At 70.0% G+C, this 15,208-nt stretch carries 18 protein-coding genes; 9 read left to right on the top strand and 9 right to left on the bottom strand.

Annotated features, from left to right (window positions below; translation table 11 throughout):
- The 6 genes from VNW53_RS14320 to VNW53_RS14345 form a co-directional block, all read right to left on the bottom strand.
- A partial coding sequence (locus tag VNW53_RS14320) for a hypothetical protein (RefSeq protein WP_325556383.1) occupies positions 1-388 on the bottom strand: 388 nt, incomplete at its 3' end.
- A gap of 166 nt (positions 389-554) precedes the next feature.
- Entirely contained in the window at positions 555-782 is a 228-nt protein-coding gene (locus tag VNW53_RS14325; RefSeq protein ID WP_325556384.1) for a hypothetical protein, read from the bottom strand.
- A gap of 174 nt (positions 783-956) precedes the next feature.
- Positions 957-1,781 carry an alpha/beta hydrolase gene (locus VNW53_RS14330; RefSeq protein WP_325556385.1) on the bottom strand — a complete coding sequence of 275 codons (825 nt, stop codon included), beginning with the start codon at positions 1,779-1,781 and terminating at the stop codon, positions 957-959.
- A gap of 223 nt (positions 1,782-2,004) precedes the next feature.
- Entirely contained in the window at positions 2,005-2,700 is a 696-nt protein-coding gene (locus VNW53_RS14335; RefSeq protein WP_325556386.1) for a response regulator transcription factor, read from the bottom strand.
- A gap of 28 nt (positions 2,701-2,728) precedes the next feature.
- Positions 2,729-4,210 carry a sensor histidine kinase gene (locus tag VNW53_RS14340; RefSeq protein ID WP_325556387.1) on the bottom strand — a complete coding sequence of 494 codons (1,482 nt, stop codon included), beginning with the start codon at positions 4,208-4,210 and terminating at the stop codon, positions 2,729-2,731.
- Between the two features lie 112 nt (positions 4,211-4,322).
- Entirely contained in the window at positions 4,323-4,952 is a 630-nt protein-coding gene (locus tag VNW53_RS14345; RefSeq protein WP_325556388.1) for a glutathione S-transferase family protein, read from the bottom strand.
- 130 nt (positions 4,953-5,082) lie between these two features.
- Between VNW53_RS14345 and VNW53_RS14350 the strand changes: the two genes are divergently transcribed.
- Positions 5,083-6,462 (top strand): MFS transporter, encoded by a 1,380-nt coding sequence (locus VNW53_RS14350; RefSeq protein WP_325556389.1) that lies wholly within the window; start codon positions 5,083-5,085, stop codon positions 6,460-6,462.
- 8 nt (positions 6,463-6,470) lie between these two features.
- Here VNW53_RS14350 and VNW53_RS14355 read toward each other — a convergent pair whose 3' ends face one another.
- Complete coding sequence (locus tag VNW53_RS14355; RefSeq protein ID WP_325556390.1) at positions 6,471-7,175, bottom strand: hypothetical protein; 705 nt, start codon at positions 7,173-7,175, stop codon at positions 6,471-6,473.
- Positions 7,176-7,214: 39 nt separating this feature from the next.
- Positions 7,215-7,826 carry an OmpA family protein gene (locus VNW53_RS14360; protein ID WP_325556391.1) on the bottom strand — a complete coding sequence of 204 codons (612 nt, stop codon included), beginning with the start codon at positions 7,824-7,826 and terminating at the stop codon, positions 7,215-7,217.
- 307 nt (positions 7,827-8,133) lie between these two features.
- Here VNW53_RS14360 and VNW53_RS14365 point away from each other — a divergent pair, with 307 nt between their 5' ends.
- Positions 8,134-9,687 carry an MFS transporter gene (locus VNW53_RS14365; protein ID WP_325556392.1) on the top strand — a complete coding sequence of 518 codons (1,554 nt, stop codon included), beginning with the start codon at positions 8,134-8,136 and terminating at the stop codon, positions 9,685-9,687.
- A 117-nt stretch (positions 9,688-9,804) separates the two neighbouring features.
- Positions 9,805-11,145 (top strand): adenylosuccinate lyase, encoded by a 1,341-nt coding sequence (gene purB, locus VNW53_RS14370; protein ID WP_325556393.1) that lies wholly within the window; start codon positions 9,805-9,807, stop codon positions 11,143-11,145.
- 12 nt (positions 11,146-11,157) lie between these two features.
- Here the strand turns inward: purB and VNW53_RS14375 are convergent, their stop codons facing one another.
- Positions 11,158-11,481, bottom strand: a complete 324-nt coding sequence (locus VNW53_RS14375) for a DUF1476 domain-containing protein (RefSeq protein ID WP_325556394.1) — start codon at positions 11,479-11,481, stop codon at positions 11,158-11,160.
- A 230-nt stretch (positions 11,482-11,711) separates the two neighbouring features.
- On the opposite strand from VNW53_RS14375, the gene purC reads away from it, so the two are divergent.
- Genes purC through VNW53_RS14405 form a run of 6 tightly spaced genes read left to right on the top strand, consistent with a single transcriptional unit; the run spans position 11,712 to position 15,187 of the window.
- Positions 11,712-12,470, top strand: coding sequence for a phosphoribosylaminoimidazolesuccinocarboxamide synthase (gene purC, locus VNW53_RS14380; protein WP_293367163.1), 759 nt, complete (start codon positions 11,712-11,714; stop codon positions 12,468-12,470).
- Entirely contained in the window at positions 12,470-12,709 is a 240-nt protein-coding gene (gene purS, locus VNW53_RS14385) for a phosphoribosylformylglycinamidine synthase subunit PurS (protein WP_325556395.1), read from the top strand. Before purC ends, purS begins: the two co-directional genes overlap by 1 nt.
- Positions 12,706-13,083, top strand: a complete 378-nt coding sequence (locus tag VNW53_RS14390; RefSeq protein WP_325556396.1) for a hypothetical protein — start codon at positions 12,706-12,708, stop codon at positions 13,081-13,083. The genes purS and VNW53_RS14390 overlap by 4 nt, the downstream gene beginning before the upstream one ends.
- A complete protein-coding gene (locus VNW53_RS14395; RefSeq protein WP_325556397.1) occupies positions 13,080-13,547 on the top strand; it encodes a DUF3291 domain-containing protein in 468 nt (155 codons plus the stop codon). Before VNW53_RS14390 ends, VNW53_RS14395 begins: the two co-directional genes overlap by 4 nt.
- Complete coding sequence (gene purQ / locus VNW53_RS14400; RefSeq protein WP_325556398.1) at positions 13,544-14,206, top strand: phosphoribosylformylglycinamidine synthase subunit PurQ; 663 nt, start codon at positions 13,544-13,546, stop codon at positions 14,204-14,206. The genes VNW53_RS14395 and purQ overlap by 4 nt, the downstream gene beginning before the upstream one ends.
- A 27-nt stretch (positions 14,207-14,233) precedes the next feature.
- Positions 14,234-15,187 (top strand): NAD(P)-dependent oxidoreductase, encoded by a 954-nt coding sequence (locus tag VNW53_RS14405; RefSeq protein WP_325556478.1) that lies wholly within the window; start codon positions 14,234-14,236, stop codon positions 15,185-15,187.
- Positions 15,188-15,208: the final 21 nt, after the last annotated feature.

Here is a 15,208-nt window from a genome sequence, read left to right on the forward strand (position 1 = left end):
CCTGGTTGGAGAACCCGTTCTCGCTCCTGGGCACCAGCAGGTCGGCGACCTCCGAGACGTTGCTCAGGGCCTCCGGGTGCAGCTCCACCTGGCCCTGCGCCCAGCCGCTGAGCACGCGGAACAGCTTCGGGTTCGGCTCGAAGGCGTGCACCGCCTTGCTGTGCGGCAGGAGCGCGTAGGAATAGACCCCCTTGTTCGCCCCCACATCGATCGATACGCGCCGCCTGTCGGCCAGGATCGAGACCAGGCGCAGTTCCGGTTCGCCCTTGCGCAGGTTCCGGTCGTGCAGATAGGCGATCCGCGCCCGCGGCGGCAGCATCCCCTTGAGGCGCTCTTCGAGCTTCAGCGGAGGTTCCCAGGCGTGGGCAGGCGAGGCGTTGGTGGGCACCGGGAAACTTCCTTCCGCGCAGTCGCGACCGTTCCACCCACCGCCCGGGGCGCGAGGCTAAGGCTCGGCTCCAGGACGCCGCGGCAGACTATCACCCTCAGCGGACGGACGGAAAGCCCGGCGGGCCGAGGACGCGGGGAAGAGTCCGGAAGAACGTTCTTGCGTCCTACGGCGCCACCGGATCGGGCGCCGAGACGTAGCGCCCCGCGAGGCTGCCGTCGCGGAGAAACACCAGAATCTCGGTCGGCTGGCCGATGGCGGAATAGCGCTCGGCGAGCGCGCGCGCCGCGTTCTCGGCCTCCGCGCCGCTGAGGAACATCATGCCGTTCTCCAGCGTGTCGCCCTGGACACTCCAGCCATCCTGCGCCGCCCTCACGGTGATCATGAAACTCATCACTAGGCTCCCTGGTCTCATCCGGGCGGATAGACGAATTGCGTGTCACGGGAATGACCGGATGAAGGCCGATGCGGGCCGAGCCCAGCCCGGGAATCAGGCTCGGCGAACGACGCCATCCGGATGCCCGGCGCCGGTCGATGGCCGGCCTCGGCCTCGGTCCAAGGCGCCAACCTAGGCCCTGATAAAGGCCAGAAGGTCGGCGTTGATGGTGGCGGCCTCCGTTGTCGGCATGCCGTGCGGGAAGCCCTTGTAGGTCTTCAGCGTCCCGTTCCGCACCAGCTTGGCGGAGAGGGGACCGGAGTCCGCATAGGGCACGATCTGGTCGTCGTCGCCGTGCATGACCAGGACCGGCACACCGATCTTCTTGAGGTCTTCGGTGAAGTCGGTCTGCGAGAAGGCGACGATGCCGTCATAATGCGCCTTGGCGCTCCCCATCATGCCCTGACGCCACCAATTCTGAATGATCCCTTCCAAGGCCTTCGCACCCGGCCGGTTGAACCCGTAGAAGGGTCCGGACGGCAGATCGCGATAGAACTGGGCGCGGTTGGTGGCGACCTGCGCCTGCAGGCCGTCGAACACCTCTTTCGGCAGGCCGCCGGGATTGGCGGCGGTCTTGACCATCAGCGGCGGCACCGCGCTGATCAGCACGGCCTTGGCCGCGCGGCTCTCGCCGTGGCGGGCCAGATAGTGCGCCACCTCGCCACCGCCGGTCGAGTGGCCGACGTGCACGGCGTCCTTGAGGTCCAGATGCTGGACCACGGCCGCAAGATCATCGGCGTAGTGGTCCATGTCATGGCCGTCGGCGACCTGGCTGGACCGGCCGTGGCCGCGCCGGTCGTGGGCGATCACGCGGTAGCCTTGCAGCAGGAAGAACATCATCTGCGCGTCCCAGTCGTCCGCCGACAGCGGCCAGCCGTGGCTGAAGACGATGGGCTGCCCCTTGCCCCAGTCCTTGTAGAAGATCTCCACGCCGTCTTTCGTCGTGATGGTCGGCATGTTGCGGCCTCCTCATGTCTTCGGCTGCTTGGCGTGCTCGGGACGGCTCGCCGCCGCCGCGCCGGCCGAAGTCTAATCCCGGCGCACGCCCGGCGCTTGCTCGATCGTCCACGGTTTTGGACGATCGGCTCCGCGATCGCGATTTTCAAGCCGCGCGCCTGGGCCGGGCGCGGCGCCGGCGTGCGAATCCGGCCGGGCGATGGCCCACCCCGGTTCCCGCCCCCTACTCCTCGCAGCGCAGGCGGTAGCCGATCCCCGGCTCGGTCATCAGCAGCTCGGGACTGGACGGCTCGGCCTCCAGCTTCTGGCGTAGCTGGGCCATCAGGACGCGGACGAACTGGGCGTCGGCGTTGGTCTCGGAGCCCCAGACCGCGGTGATGATCTGGCGGTGGGTGACCACCTGCCCGGCGTGGCTCGCGAGGATGCGAAGGAGCTGGTACTCCCGCGGCGTCAGCCGCACCTCCTCGCCCTGGATCATCACGCGGCGTGCGGGAAAGTTGATCTCCAGCTCGCCGAACACGAACCTGGGCTGGGCGGAGAACCGCCGCTCGCGCCCGCGCATCACCGCGCGGATGCGGGCCAGCAGCTCGCCCACGCCGACCGGCTTGTTGACGAAGTCGTCGGCGCCCAGGTCCAGGGCGGCGATCTTCTCGGCCTCGAGGTCGCGGGCCGATAGCACGATGATCGGAGCGTCCGACCACTCGCGGATGCGCTGGATCACCTCCTTGCCGTCGATGTCCGGCAGGCCGAGGTCGAGGATCACCACCTCGCTGGGCTCGCTGGCGAGCTGCGCCAGCGCCCCCTCGCCGTCCTCCGCGGCGGTGACCGCGAAGCCCGCCGCGGCCAGCGCCGGGGTCAGCGCGCGCACGATCTGCGGCTCGTCGTCGACGATCAGCAGCCGGCCCAAACTCGCAGTCATTCGCCCGCCACTCCCAAACCGCGCCCCGTCATACCCTGACCGCCGGCAACATCAGCGACATCACCATCCCGCTCGGCGCATCGGTGCGCAGCGCCGCGCTCGCCTGGCCGCCCATGCCCTGCATCACCCCGCGCACGATGGAAAGGCCCAAGCCCGTGCCGGGCAGCCGCCGCGCACCCGAGCCGCGGTAGAACTTGTCGAACAGCTTGCCCAGTTCGCTCTCCGGCACGCCGGGCCCCTCATCGGTCACCTGCACCACCACCTGGCCGCCGCGCGGGAAGCTGGTCAGCGCGATGGTCGCGCCCTCGGGGCTGTAGCGCACCGCGTTCTCCAGCACATTGGCCAGCGCCACCTCGAACAGCACCGGATCGCCCATGGCCACGTCGGCGCCCTCGCCCAGGGTGCAGGAGATCTTGCGCTGGCCGCGCAACCGCTCGAAGCGCCGGCGCGTGCGGTCGACCACCTCGGCCAGGTCGAAGACCGCGCTGGCGGGGTCCAGCGCCCCGCCTTCGAGCCGGGTCATGTTCAGGAGGTTGGTGACGAAGGCGTTCAGCCGCTCGGCCTCTTCCTGGATGGTCGCGGTCAGGTCGTGGCGGGTCTTGGCGTCGAACTGGTCGCCGAACTCCTGCAGCGAGGAGGCCGAGGCCAGCACCGCGGCCAGGGGCGTTCGCAGGTCATGGCTGATCGACGACAGGAGCGCGTTCCGCAGGTCCTCGGTCCGCGCCCGGGCCTCGGCGTCCGCCTTGGCCACGGTCAGGGCCGCGCGCGACGTCGCCGCGGCGCCGGCGTCGGCCAGGATCTGCAGCAGGTTCTCCTCGTCGGCGTCCGGGGCCGGCTCGGCCCGCCAGCCGGCCACCGCGCCGCTCGCCAGTCGGCGCACCCGCCAGCCCGCCGCCTCCACGGTCCTGGGCTCCTTCGTCGCCTCGGCGGCCAGCGCCTGGGCCGCCGACAGCACCATCGGCTCCGGCGCGCCGGAGCCGGCCGAGCACAGCACCTCGCCGTCCAGCACGAAGGCCTGGCCCCGCGCCGCCGCCGCCAGGTGGTCGGCCAGCCGCGCCCGGATCAGGCCCGCGTCGTCCGAGGCCGAGAATTCGCGCGTGCCCTCGAACAGCACCGCGGTGATCAAGGCGCGGGCCTCGGCCCGCTTGGCCTCGTCGCGCACGCGGCCCGTCAGGTTGCCCATCAGCATGGCCACCGTCGGGAAGGTCAGCAGCACCAGCACGTCCTCGGGCGAATAGTGCTCGAAGCCGAAATGCCCGCCGGTCACGTAGAAATTGTAGATCACGAACGAGATGACCGCCGCCGCATAGCCCGGCCCGGAGCCCACCAGGTACGAGGTCACCAGCACGCCCACCAGCCAGGCGCCGCCGACCCGTGTGGAATGGGTGATCTCGTGCAGGAGCTGGGCCGCGCCGGTGGAGATCGCCACGATGACGAAGGCCACGGCGTAGCGCCCCGGCGTCCCGAGGGAGCCGAACCACGAGGGCGAGAATTCGACGCGGCGGGTCAAGGGATCCCAACGGCTCTGTTCCGCCGCCCGGTTCGGCGGCGGCCCCACTGTGCCCGCTCCCGCGCGGCGCACCAAGCATGGTGGGCTTATGCGGCCCTGGGCCGCGCCGCTCTCAGATGCCCGCCAGCCAGGCCTTGTACTCCGGCCGCTCCAGCAGGCGCTCGGCGTAGCGCGCCGCCGCGCCGGACTTGTCGCCGAAATCCGACAGCTTCACGCCATAGGTATGAAACCGCGTCGCGACCGGCGTGTAGAAGGCGTCGGCGATCCCCCACGCCTCTCCGCCCAGGTACGGCCCGCCGAACTTGGTCAGCAGGCCCGTCCACAGGGTCACGATGCGGCGGATGTCCTTGTGCGTCGCCTTCGAGAGCGTCACCGGCTTGGGCCAGGCCGCCAGATCCATGGGGCATTCGCCGCGCAGGGACGAGAAGCCGGAGTGCATTTCGGCGGTCGCCGAGCGCACATAGGCCCGCATCCGCGCGTCCTTTGGCCACAGCTCCATGTCGGGGAACCGCTCGGCCAGGTACTCGCAGATCGCCAGCGAGTCGGAGATCTGCACGTCCCCGTCCTTCAGCGCCGGCACCAGGCCGGTGGGCGAATGGGGCAGGATCGCCGCCTCCGAGCCGCCGTTCTCCTGGCGAAGCTGGATGATCCGTTCCTCGAACGGCACGCCGGTCTTCTTCAGCACAAGCCACGGCCGCATCGACCACGTCGACCACGCCTTGGTGCCGATCACGAGTTCCATCAAGCCTCCTTACGCCCTGCGCCAAGGCGATAGCGCGGCGACGCCGCTTCCCTCAACGCCCTAAATGCATGAGGTTTGCCTAAGCAGCCGTTAGAGCCGCCCCCAAGAAACGCACAAACCGGAAACGCACATGGCCGACATCACCACGCCCACCGGCGAAGCGCTGGTGGACGAGACACCCGCTCACGCCGAGCCTCCTCCGGTCTCCGACGCCTACCGCCGCTACGCGCTCTGGCTCCTCCTGCTGGTTTATGTGGTCAACTTCATCGACCGCCAGGTGATCAATATCCTGGCCGAGCCGATCAAGAACGATCTGCATCTCGCCGACTGGCAGCTTGGCCTGCTCTCCGGTTTCGCGTTCGGCCTTGTCTATACAGTGCTGGGCTTCCCCCTGGCGAGAGCCGCCGACCGCCATCATCGCGGCTACATCATAGCCGCCTGCCTCGCCGCCTGGAGCGCGTTTACCGGCGCCTGCGGCTTCGCACAGAATTTCGGCCAGTTGGTGGCGTTCCGCGCCGGGGTCGGGATTGGCGAGGCCGGCTGCACGCCCACCTCCCACGCCCTGATCGCCGACTACAGCCCGAAGGAGAAGCGCGCCTCGGCGCTCGCCTTCTACGCCATGGGCACGCCGATCGGCTCGCTGCTCGGCCTGGGCATCGGCGGGGTGATGAGCGACTACTTCGGCTGGCGCCAGGCCTTCATGGTGGCCGCCGTCCCGGGCCTGATCCTGGCCATCGTCGCGGCCTTCACGCTCAAGGAGCCCCGCGCCCGGCTCAGCGCCGCCATGCGCGCCGCGGGCCAGGGCGCCACCGGCGCGCTGGCCACCTTCTCCGAGACCATCCGCTACCTGGCCGCCAAACGGGCCTTCTGGTTCCTGGCCTGGGGCGCGGGCGTCCGCTCCTTCCTGGGCTACGGCCACGCCGCCTTCGCCCCCAGCTTCTTCTACCGCTGCCATGGCCCGGAGGTGGCGGCGCTGGCCCACCATTTCCACCTGCGGCCCCAGACCTTTATCGGCCTCTCGCTCGGCATCCTGGCCGGGGTGGCCGGCACGCTGGGCTCGTGGGTCGGCGGCCAGATCGCCGACAAATGGGGCGCGCGCGACCTGCGCGTCTACGGCTCGGTCCCGGCCGTGGCCGTGCTGATCGCCGCCCCGGTGGCCATCTTCCTCTATTCGACCCCCTCCGCGGCCCTGGCGCTCAGCCTGATCGCCGTCACCAACTTCGTGGGCACGCTCTGGTACGGCCCGGTCTACGCCTCCGCCCAGGGCATGGTCCCCCAGCGGATGCGCGCCATGAGCGCCTCGATCATGCTCTTCGTGATCAACTTCCTGGGCCTGGTGCTGGGCGCGCTCTGCATCGGCCTTCTCTCGGACCTCCTGAACAAGGGCCTCCACCTCGGCCCCGCCGAGGGCGTCCGCTGGGCGCTCATCCTTTCCGTCATCGGCGGCGCCGTCAGCGCGCCCCTCTTCTGGCTGGCCCGCCGCCAGGTCCGCGAGGAGATGGTGAGCTAGGGCAAAGCCTAAGGCCGGCTCCCCGACGCCGAGAACAGCAGGTCCGACCAGCGCCAGTCGCCGGTCCCCACCGCCAGCCGCGAGGCGCCCGGCCCGTCGTGCAGCGACAGCACGATCAGCCCGTGCACCGGCTGGGCGCGGCAGGCCACCGGCGCGAAGGCCACGCGCCACATGATCGCCTCGCGCACCGCCGCCAGGCCTTCGCCCTCCTGCCCGGGATGGCGAACCCAGGCGCCGTCCCAGACGCGGATCGCCTTGCCCGGCGCCACCTCGGCCACCGTCGCCTGCACCTGGCGGTCCTCGCGCAGCGCCTTCTGCAGCCAGCGGGCCATGTCGCAGCCCGCCCCGCCGCCGGCGCCCGCGCCCACCGTCGCCGCGCCCGCCAGCTCCGAATCGCTCATCTCAACGGGCGCCGCCGCCGCGGGGCCCGGCTTGGCCACGATCGGCGCCACGGTCACGGGAAGCTTCGCCGCGCGCCCCAGCCGGGGCGGCGGCGGTTCCTCGGGCTTGGGCTCCGGCGCGCTCTCCGGCGCCACCGGCGCGGGCGGCGTCGGCGGGACCAGGGACACGCTCATCGTCGGCGGCTCCGCCGGGCGCGGCGCCGCCGTCCAGGTCGCCAGCAGGGCTGCCCCTGCGGCCACATGGACGGCGAGGCTGAGCGCCGTCGCGCCGAAGCGCCGGCGCCGGCCTGAAGGGCGGCGATCCTGCGCCACGGCTCCTGCGGACCCCCGAAGGGGCCGCCCGCCTGACGCCTAGGCCAATACGATCAGCACGACACGGCGGTTGGCCGCGCGGCCGTCACGCTTCTTGTTCGGCGCGACCGGGTCGTCGGCCCCGTAGGAGATCGTGCCGATCCGGTTCAGCGCCACGCCGTGCTCGTTCAGATAGCGCCGCACGGCCTCCGCCCGCTCCTCGCCGAGGCGATAGTTGCCTTCCTTGGAGCCCGTGGCGTCGGTGTGGCCCTGCACCTCGACATAGACGTTGCGGTTGTCGGTCTTCAGCTTGTCCACGAAGGCGTCGAGCCGGGCCTGCGCCTCAGGCGAGAGCTGCGCCTTGGAGACCCCGAACTTCATGCTGTCGTCCGACAGGACCTGCGAATAGAGGAACTTGCCCTCCGCCAGCTTGCCCGCCGCCGTCGCCCGCTCGAGCGCGTCCTTGGTCGACTGGTCCAGGTTGGCCAGCTTGGCGTCATGGTCGGCCACCTTGGCGGTGACGTCGGTCACCTGGCCGGAAACGCTGTCGACCCGGGTAGAGACCTGCCCCACCTGCTCGTTGACGAACTTCTTGGTGGCGCACCCGCCCAGGGCCGCCACCCCCAACACCGCCGCCGCGGCGATCAGCGTCCTCGAAACCCGCTGGCTCATCGATATCTCCTTCACACCCAGACGGCCCAAGCCGCCGCAGACCCACCAGCCGAGGCGCATTGCAGGGATGAAAAACGGCGCCCTCCCGGCCCGATCAGGGCCATTCCGCGGCGCAGCTTGGCCGTAGCTTGCCGGGCCTGTCGCGGCCTTCGCCGGGGACGGGCAGCCAATGAACCCCTCTCTCTCCAAGGCGACCGTTGGTATCTTCTAAACCCCTATCCACCCTGGCGCCTGCCCGTTAACCTCCCTCCAAACCGCCGCCCGCCCACGGGCGGTGAGAACACTTTCCGGGGAACGCTTCGCCATCATGACCGCCACGACCGTGGGCGCCGCGCCCGTCGCCCAGCCGCCCGCCGCCAAGCCCGTCTATTCGGAGAACTACAAGCGGCTGATCCTCTTCCTGCTGGTCACGGCCTACACGCTGAACTTCATCGACCGCACGATCATCGCCACGCTCGGCCAGCCGATCAAAGACACCCTGAAGATCAGCGATACCCAGTTGGGCCTCCTGGGCGGGCTCTATTTCGCCCTGCTCTACACCTTCCTGGGCATCCCCATCGCGCGGCTCGCCGAGCGGTTCAGCCGGGTCAACATCATCTCGGCGGCGATCATCATCTGGTCGGGGTTCACCGCGCTCTGCGGCACGGCGGGCAGTTTCGCGGTGCTGGCGGCCTACCGCTTCGGGGTGGGCATCGGGGAGGCCGGCCTGTCGCCGCCGGCTCACTCGCTGATCAGCGACTACTTCGAGCCCAAGAAGCGGGCCTCGGCGCTGTCGATCTACTCCTTCGGCATTCCGCTGGGGACCATGATCGGGGCGGTGGCCGGCGGGCTGATCGCCAAGACCTTCGGCTGGCGCGTCGCCTTCATGGTGGTGGGGCTGCCGGGCGTGATGGTGGCGATCGCGCTGAAGGTGCTGGTGAAGGAGCCGCCGCGCGGCCACTCCGAGCCAGACCCGGCGGCGGTGGCGCGGCCCCAGGGCGCGGAGCCCTATGCGGGCGAGGAGCTGGTCCCGGCCGCGCCGGCGCCGTCTCTCGGCCGCGAGTTCGCCGAGATGGGCTCGGTGATCAAGCTGTTGTTCGGCAAGTGGCCGATCCTCAACATGGTGCTGGGGATCACCCTGGTGTCGTTCGGCAACTACGGCGGGGGCCAGTTCGCGCCGCCCTATTTCCTGCGCACCTTCCACCTGGACGTGGGCCAGGTGGGGCTGATTGTGGGCCTGGCGGCGGGCTTGAGCCAGGGGCTGGGGACGCTGATCGGCGGGCCGCTCACCGACCGGCTGTCGAAGCTGTCGCCGCGCTGGTACGCCCTGGTGCCGGCGATCGGGGTGGCGCTGGCCTACCCGGCCTATGTGGGCGTCTACACCGCGGGAAGCTGGCAGATCGCGGGAGCCTTCATGCTGCTGCCGGGGCTGTTCTCCTACGTCTACCTCGCGCCGACCTTCGGGGTGGTGCAGAACATGGCGCCGACCCACCAGCGGGCGACGGCGGCGGCGATCCTGCTGTTCTTCCTGAACCTGATCGCCCTGGGCGGCGGGCCGCTGTTCTCAGGCTGGGCGATCGACCATTTCGCGGCCTTCCACTACGCGCACGCCGGCTCGGGATCGATCTGGGACGCGCTTGGCGGGTTCTTCGGCTCGCACCCGGCGGACTTCCAGACGGCGTGCCCGGGGGGCAAGGCGGCCAAGACGGCGAGCGACGCGGCCAAGGCGGCCTGCTCCGGCGCCCTGGTGCTGGGCACCCGCCAGGGCATCCTGGTCTCCTACGCCTTCGGCCTCTGGGGCGCGTTCCACTACCTGCTGGGCTCCCTGGGCCTGGCCCAGGCCATGTCCAAGGCCCGCGCCGACCGCGGCGAGCGCGACTAGCCAATATCCGCTCATCCCCGCGCAGCCGGGGATGAGCGGAGTGAGCTTGGGCGCAGCCCTTCACTTTTTCATCTCAGAATTTGACTTGGCGCTGAGGTCGCCCGCATACCGGGCGGCATGATCCCCCGCTACGCCCGCAAGGAAGCCGCCGCGATCTGGAGCCCCCAGACGCGCTTCAAAATCATGTTCGAGGTCGAGGCGCATGCGGCCGACGCCATGGCCGATCTGGGCGTCATCCCCAAGGAAGCCGCCCGGGTCATCTGGGAGAAGGGCCGCGACGCGGTCTGGGACGCCGAGCGCATCGACGAGATCGAGCGCGAGGTGAAGCACGACGTCATCGCCTTCCTGACCCACGTCACCGAGATCGTGGGTCCCGAGGCGCGGTTCCTGCACCAGGGCATGACGAGCTCCGACGTCAACGACACCACGCTCGCCGTCCAGCTCTGCCGCGCCACCGACCTCCTGATGGAGGACGTCGACCTCGTCCTGGCGGCGCTGAAGCGCCGGGCCTACGAGCACCGCTTCACCCCCACCGTCGGCCGCAGCCACGGCATCCACGCCGAGCCCACCACCTTCGGCCTCAAGCTCGCCGGCCACTACGCCGAGTTCGTGCGCGCCAGGGAGCGGCTGGCCATGGCCAAGTTCGAGATCGCCACCTGCGCGATCTCCGGCGCCGTCGGCACGTTCGCCAACGTCGCCCCCGAGGTGGAAGCCTATGTGGCGGAGAAACTGGGCCTCGCCGTCGAGCCGGTCTCCACCCAGGTGATCCCGCGCGACCGCCACGCGGCCTATTTCGCCGCCCTGGGGGTGGTCGCCTCCTCCATCGAGCGCTTGGCCACCGAGATCCGCCACCTCCAGCGCACCGAGGTGCTGGAGGCTGAGGAGCCCTTCGACCCGGGCCAGAAGGGGTCGTCCGCCATGCCGCACAAGCGCAACCCGATCCTGACGGAGAACCTGACGGGCCTGGCCCGGCTGGTGCGCTCCGCCGTGGTGCCGGCCATGGAGAACGTCACCCTCTGGCACGAGCGCGACATCAGCCACTCCTCGGTCGAGCGCGGCATCGCCCCGGACGCCACCGTCCACCTGGACTTCGCCCTACGCCGCCTGGCCGGCGTCATGGAGCGGCTGGTGATCTATCCGGAGAACATGGCCAGGAACCTCGACCGCCTGGGCGGCCTGGTGCACTCCCAGCGCGTGCTGCTGGCGCTGACGCAGAAGGGCGTGGCCCGCGAGGTCGCCTATGCGGCGGTGCAGCGCAACGCCATGCGCGTCTGGCGCGGCGAGGGCAATTTCCTGGATTTCCTGAGGGCCGACCCGGACGTCACCCTCACCGAGGCCGAGCTTTCGGAGCTCTTCGACCTCGCCTACCACTTCAAGGCCGTCGACCGCGTCTTCGCCCGGGTGTTCGGAGACGAGGCGAACGCGACGGACCGGATGTCGGCCGCCGCGACGGCCTGACGTCTAGCGCAGTCAGGCCTCGCCGCGGACCTGTTCGCGCGCCTGGGCCAGCAACTCGGCCATCTTCATACGCACTTCGCCCTCGGAGATCTGCACGCCGGAGCCCTTGAGGTCCTCGAAGACCTTGCGCAGCACGTCTTCCTCGCCCGGCTGCTCCAGGTCGGACTTCACCACGGCCTGGGCGTATTCGGCGATGTGCTTGTCGGTGAGGCCCATCAGGCCAGCCGCCCACTCGCCTAGAGCGCGGTTACGCCGCGCCGAGGCCTTGAACTCCTGCTCTTGATCGAGCGCGAAACGCTTCTCGAAGCCACGTTCACGGTCGTCAAAGGTGGTCATGGGGTCCCTGGGCAAAGCAACTCTGCGGGCGATCACATATCCCGCCCGGTCGGGCGCCGCAATCGAAAGGCGGCCCCGCGGCGAGGTTTGCGCCCCCGCGCCGCATCCGCTAATTTCCCGCCGCCTCATATGAAGCGAGACGCCGAGTCGAATCCGCGCGCGAGGGACTTGGACCCCGCGCGTTTTTCGTTATTTCGACCGGCAAAGCCCTCGCCCACGGAGAAGGCGCGATTATGACCCGGCGTAAGAAGATCTACGAGGGCAAGGCGAAGATCCTCTACGAAGGTCCCGAGCCTGGCACTCTGATCCAGTACTTCAAGGACGACACCACCGCCTTCGACGCCACCAAGAAGGCGGTCCTCGAGGGCAAGGGGGTCATCAACAACCGGATCAGCGAGCACATCATGACCAAGCTCGCCTCGATCGGGGTGCAGAACCATTTCATCCGCCGCCTGAACCTGCGCGAGCAGTTGATCCGCGAGGTGGAGATCGTTCCGCTGGAGGTGATCTGCCGCAACGTGGCCGCGGGCTCGCTGTCCACGCGCCTGGGCCTGCCGGAGGGCCAGGCCCTGCCGCGCTCGATCATCGAGTTCTGCCTGAAGGACGACAAGCTGCACGATCCGCTGGTGTCGGAAGAGCACATCACCGCCTTCAACTGGGCCACCACCCAGGAGATAGACGACATCATGGCGCTCACCCTGCGGGTGAACGACTTCCTGACCGGCATGTTCGGGGCGGTCGGGATCACCCTGGTGGACTTCAAGGTGGAGTACGGCCGGGTCTGGGAGAACGACTTCTCGCGGATCATCCTGGCCGACGAGATCAGCCCGGACAGTTGCCGCCTGTGGGACTCGACCACCAACGAGAAGCTCGACAAGGACCGCTTCCGCCGCGACCTCGGCAACGTCATCGAGAGCTACACCGAAGTCGCCCGCCGGTTGGGGATCATGAAGGAGATGCCGACCGTGATCCAAGGAGGCCTGCACTAGTGAAGGCGACCGTCCATGTGTTTTTGAAGCCCGGCGTCCTGGACGTGCAGGGCAAGGCCGTCGAGCAGGCCCTGCACGGCCTGGGCTGGGGCGGCGTCTCGGGCGTCCGCGTCGGCCGCACCATCGAGTTCGACCTCGCCGCCAAGGACGCCGCCGGCGCCGAGGCCGAGGTCAAGGCCATGTGCGACAAGCTGCTGGCCAACACGGTGATCGAAAGCTACCGCGTGGAGGTGGCGTGAGGGGGCTCTGCGCCCTCCTTCTCACCGCACTCCCGCTCTGCGCCTGCGCGCCGAAGCCGCAAGGTCCCGCCTTCGCGCCGATCGCGCTCGACTGCGCCATGCCGTTCGACGCCCAGGCCGCCAGGATCACCGCCCAGCCGCACCTGCTGCCGGCCTCGCACGCCCCGGGCGAGCCCTATTTCTTCTATTCCACCGACAACGGCCGCGCCTCCTACCTGATCACCGAGAAGGGCGCGCCGGGCCATCCGGCGATCATGATGCAGACCGCCGAGGGCGGGCAGGTGAAGACCGTGGGCTGCGCCTATGGCGACCAGAAGGGCTATAGGCAGCTTCTGGCCTACCTCGACTCCCTGAAGACCTGGACGCGCCGATGAGCGGCTTCCACCTCGCCCAGTTCAACGTCGCCCGCCTGAGCGCCCCGATCGAGGCGCCGGAATCGGCCGAGTTCCGCGCGGCGCTGGACGAGATCAATGCCCTGGCCGAGGCCTCGCCGGGCTTCGTCTGGCGCGCCACGGGGATCGGCTTCGATTCCGAGAAGCCCGCCTGCGACATCGACCCGATGATCCTGGCCAACCTGTCGGTCTGGGAGAGCGCCGAGGCCCTGGCCGCCTTCGCCTACCGCTCGGCGCACGGCGGCTTCGTGCGGCGCGGACGCCTGTGGTTCGAAGCGGGCGCCGAGGCCCAGGTGGTTATGTGGTGGATCCCCGCCGGCGCCCTGCCGACCCGCGCCGAGGCCTTCGAACGCCTCGACCGCCTGCGCGCCCACGGCGCCTGCGACCAGGCCTTCGACTTCAAGACCCGTTTTCCCGCCCCCGACCGCCAGGAGACCCTCGCATGAAAGCCGCCGTCATCGTCTTCCCCGGCTCGAACTGCGACCGCGACTGCAAAGTGGCCATCGAGCGGTCCACCGGCGCTCACGTCGACATGGTCTGGCACGGCGACACCGAGCTGCCGTCCGGCGTCGACCTGATCGTCCTGCCGGGCGGCTTCGCCTACGGCGACTACCTGCGCTGCGGGGCCATGGCGGCGCTCTCGCCGATCATGGGCGAGGTCAAGGCCGCCGCCGAACGCGGTGTGGCCACCGTCGGCATCTGCAACGGCTTCCAGGTGCTGTGCGAGGCCCGGATGCTGCCCGGCGCCCTCCTGCGCAACGAGCGGCTCAAATATGTCTGCAAGACCGTGGAGCTGGAGGTCACCAACGCCCAGACGCGGTTCACCGCCGGCTACACCGGCCGCCGGCAGGTGGCCATGACCGTCGGCAACGGCGAGGGCAACTTCTTCGCCGACGAGCCCACGCTCGACCGGCTGGAGGGCGAGGGCCAGGTGGTGTTCCGCTACCTCGACAACCCCAACGGCTCGTCGCGCGGCGTGGCCGGGATCGTCAACGCCAAGGGCAATGTGCTGGGCCTGATGCCGCACCCCGACCGCGCCTTCGAAGCCGAGCTCGGCTCGGCGGACGGCGCCATCCTCTTCCAGAGCGCGCTGGCCAGCGCCTAGACGCCGGCCGAAACGACGCCCGTGCGCGTGCTTCTGACCGGATCGTCAGGCTGGCTCGGCCGCTTCCTGGCCCCTCGCCTCCGGGCGGCCGGACACCAGGTCGTCGGCATGGACGTCGTCCCGGGCGCCGAGACCCAGGTCGTGGCCTCCGTCGCCGATCGGGCCGCAATCGAGCGCCTCTTCAAGGACCACGGCGTCGAGGCGGTCGTCCATGGCGGCGCCCTGCACAAGCCGGACATCGCCCGCTTCCCCGTCCAGGCCTTCGTCGACGTCAACGTCACCGGGACCCTCAACCTGCTGCAGGCCGCGGTCGCGGCGGGGCACGACCGCTTCGTCATGACCTCCACAACCTCCCTGATGATCTCGCAGTCGATCCGGGACGAGGCCGGCGCCGCGGCGGTCTGGCTCGGCGAGACCACCGGGCCGCTCGCGCCGCGCAACATCTACGGCGTGACCAAGCTCGCCGCCGAGGGCCTGTGCCGGCTTCACCACGCCGAACACGGGCTGAGCAGCATCGTGCTGCGCACCGCACGGTTCTTCCCCGAGGACGACGACACCCATTCCGAACCCTCAGGCGAGAATCTCAAGGCGAACGAGTTCCTCCATCGGCGGCTGACCGTCGACGACGCCGCGCAGGCCCATGTGGCGGCCCTGGAGCGGGCCCCTTCGATCGGCTTCGGGACCTACATCGTCTCGGCGCCGACGCCGTTCGCGCGTTCGGACGCCCAGGCCCTCAAGCGCGACGCCGCCGCCGTGGTGGCCGGCTACTTCCCCGAGGCGGCGGAGCTCTACGCCCGACGCGGCTGGCGGCTGCCGTCCAGCATCGGGCGGGTTTATGATGCGGCCCTGGCCGAGCGCGAGCTGGGCTTTCGCTGCCGGACCGATTTCGCGACCGTCCTGGACGCCCTGCGGACGGGCGCCCCGCCGCCGTTCGCGCACGACCCCGCCTATGAATCGCCCTCCGCGGCGACCGCCCGTTAGACCCTGCTGAGAGCCCTTCCC

The sequence above is a fragment of the Phenylobacterium sp. genome, from assembly GCF_035569475.1.
Taxonomy (GTDB): Bacteria; Pseudomonadota; Alphaproteobacteria; order Caulobacterales; family Caulobacteraceae; genus Phenylobacterium.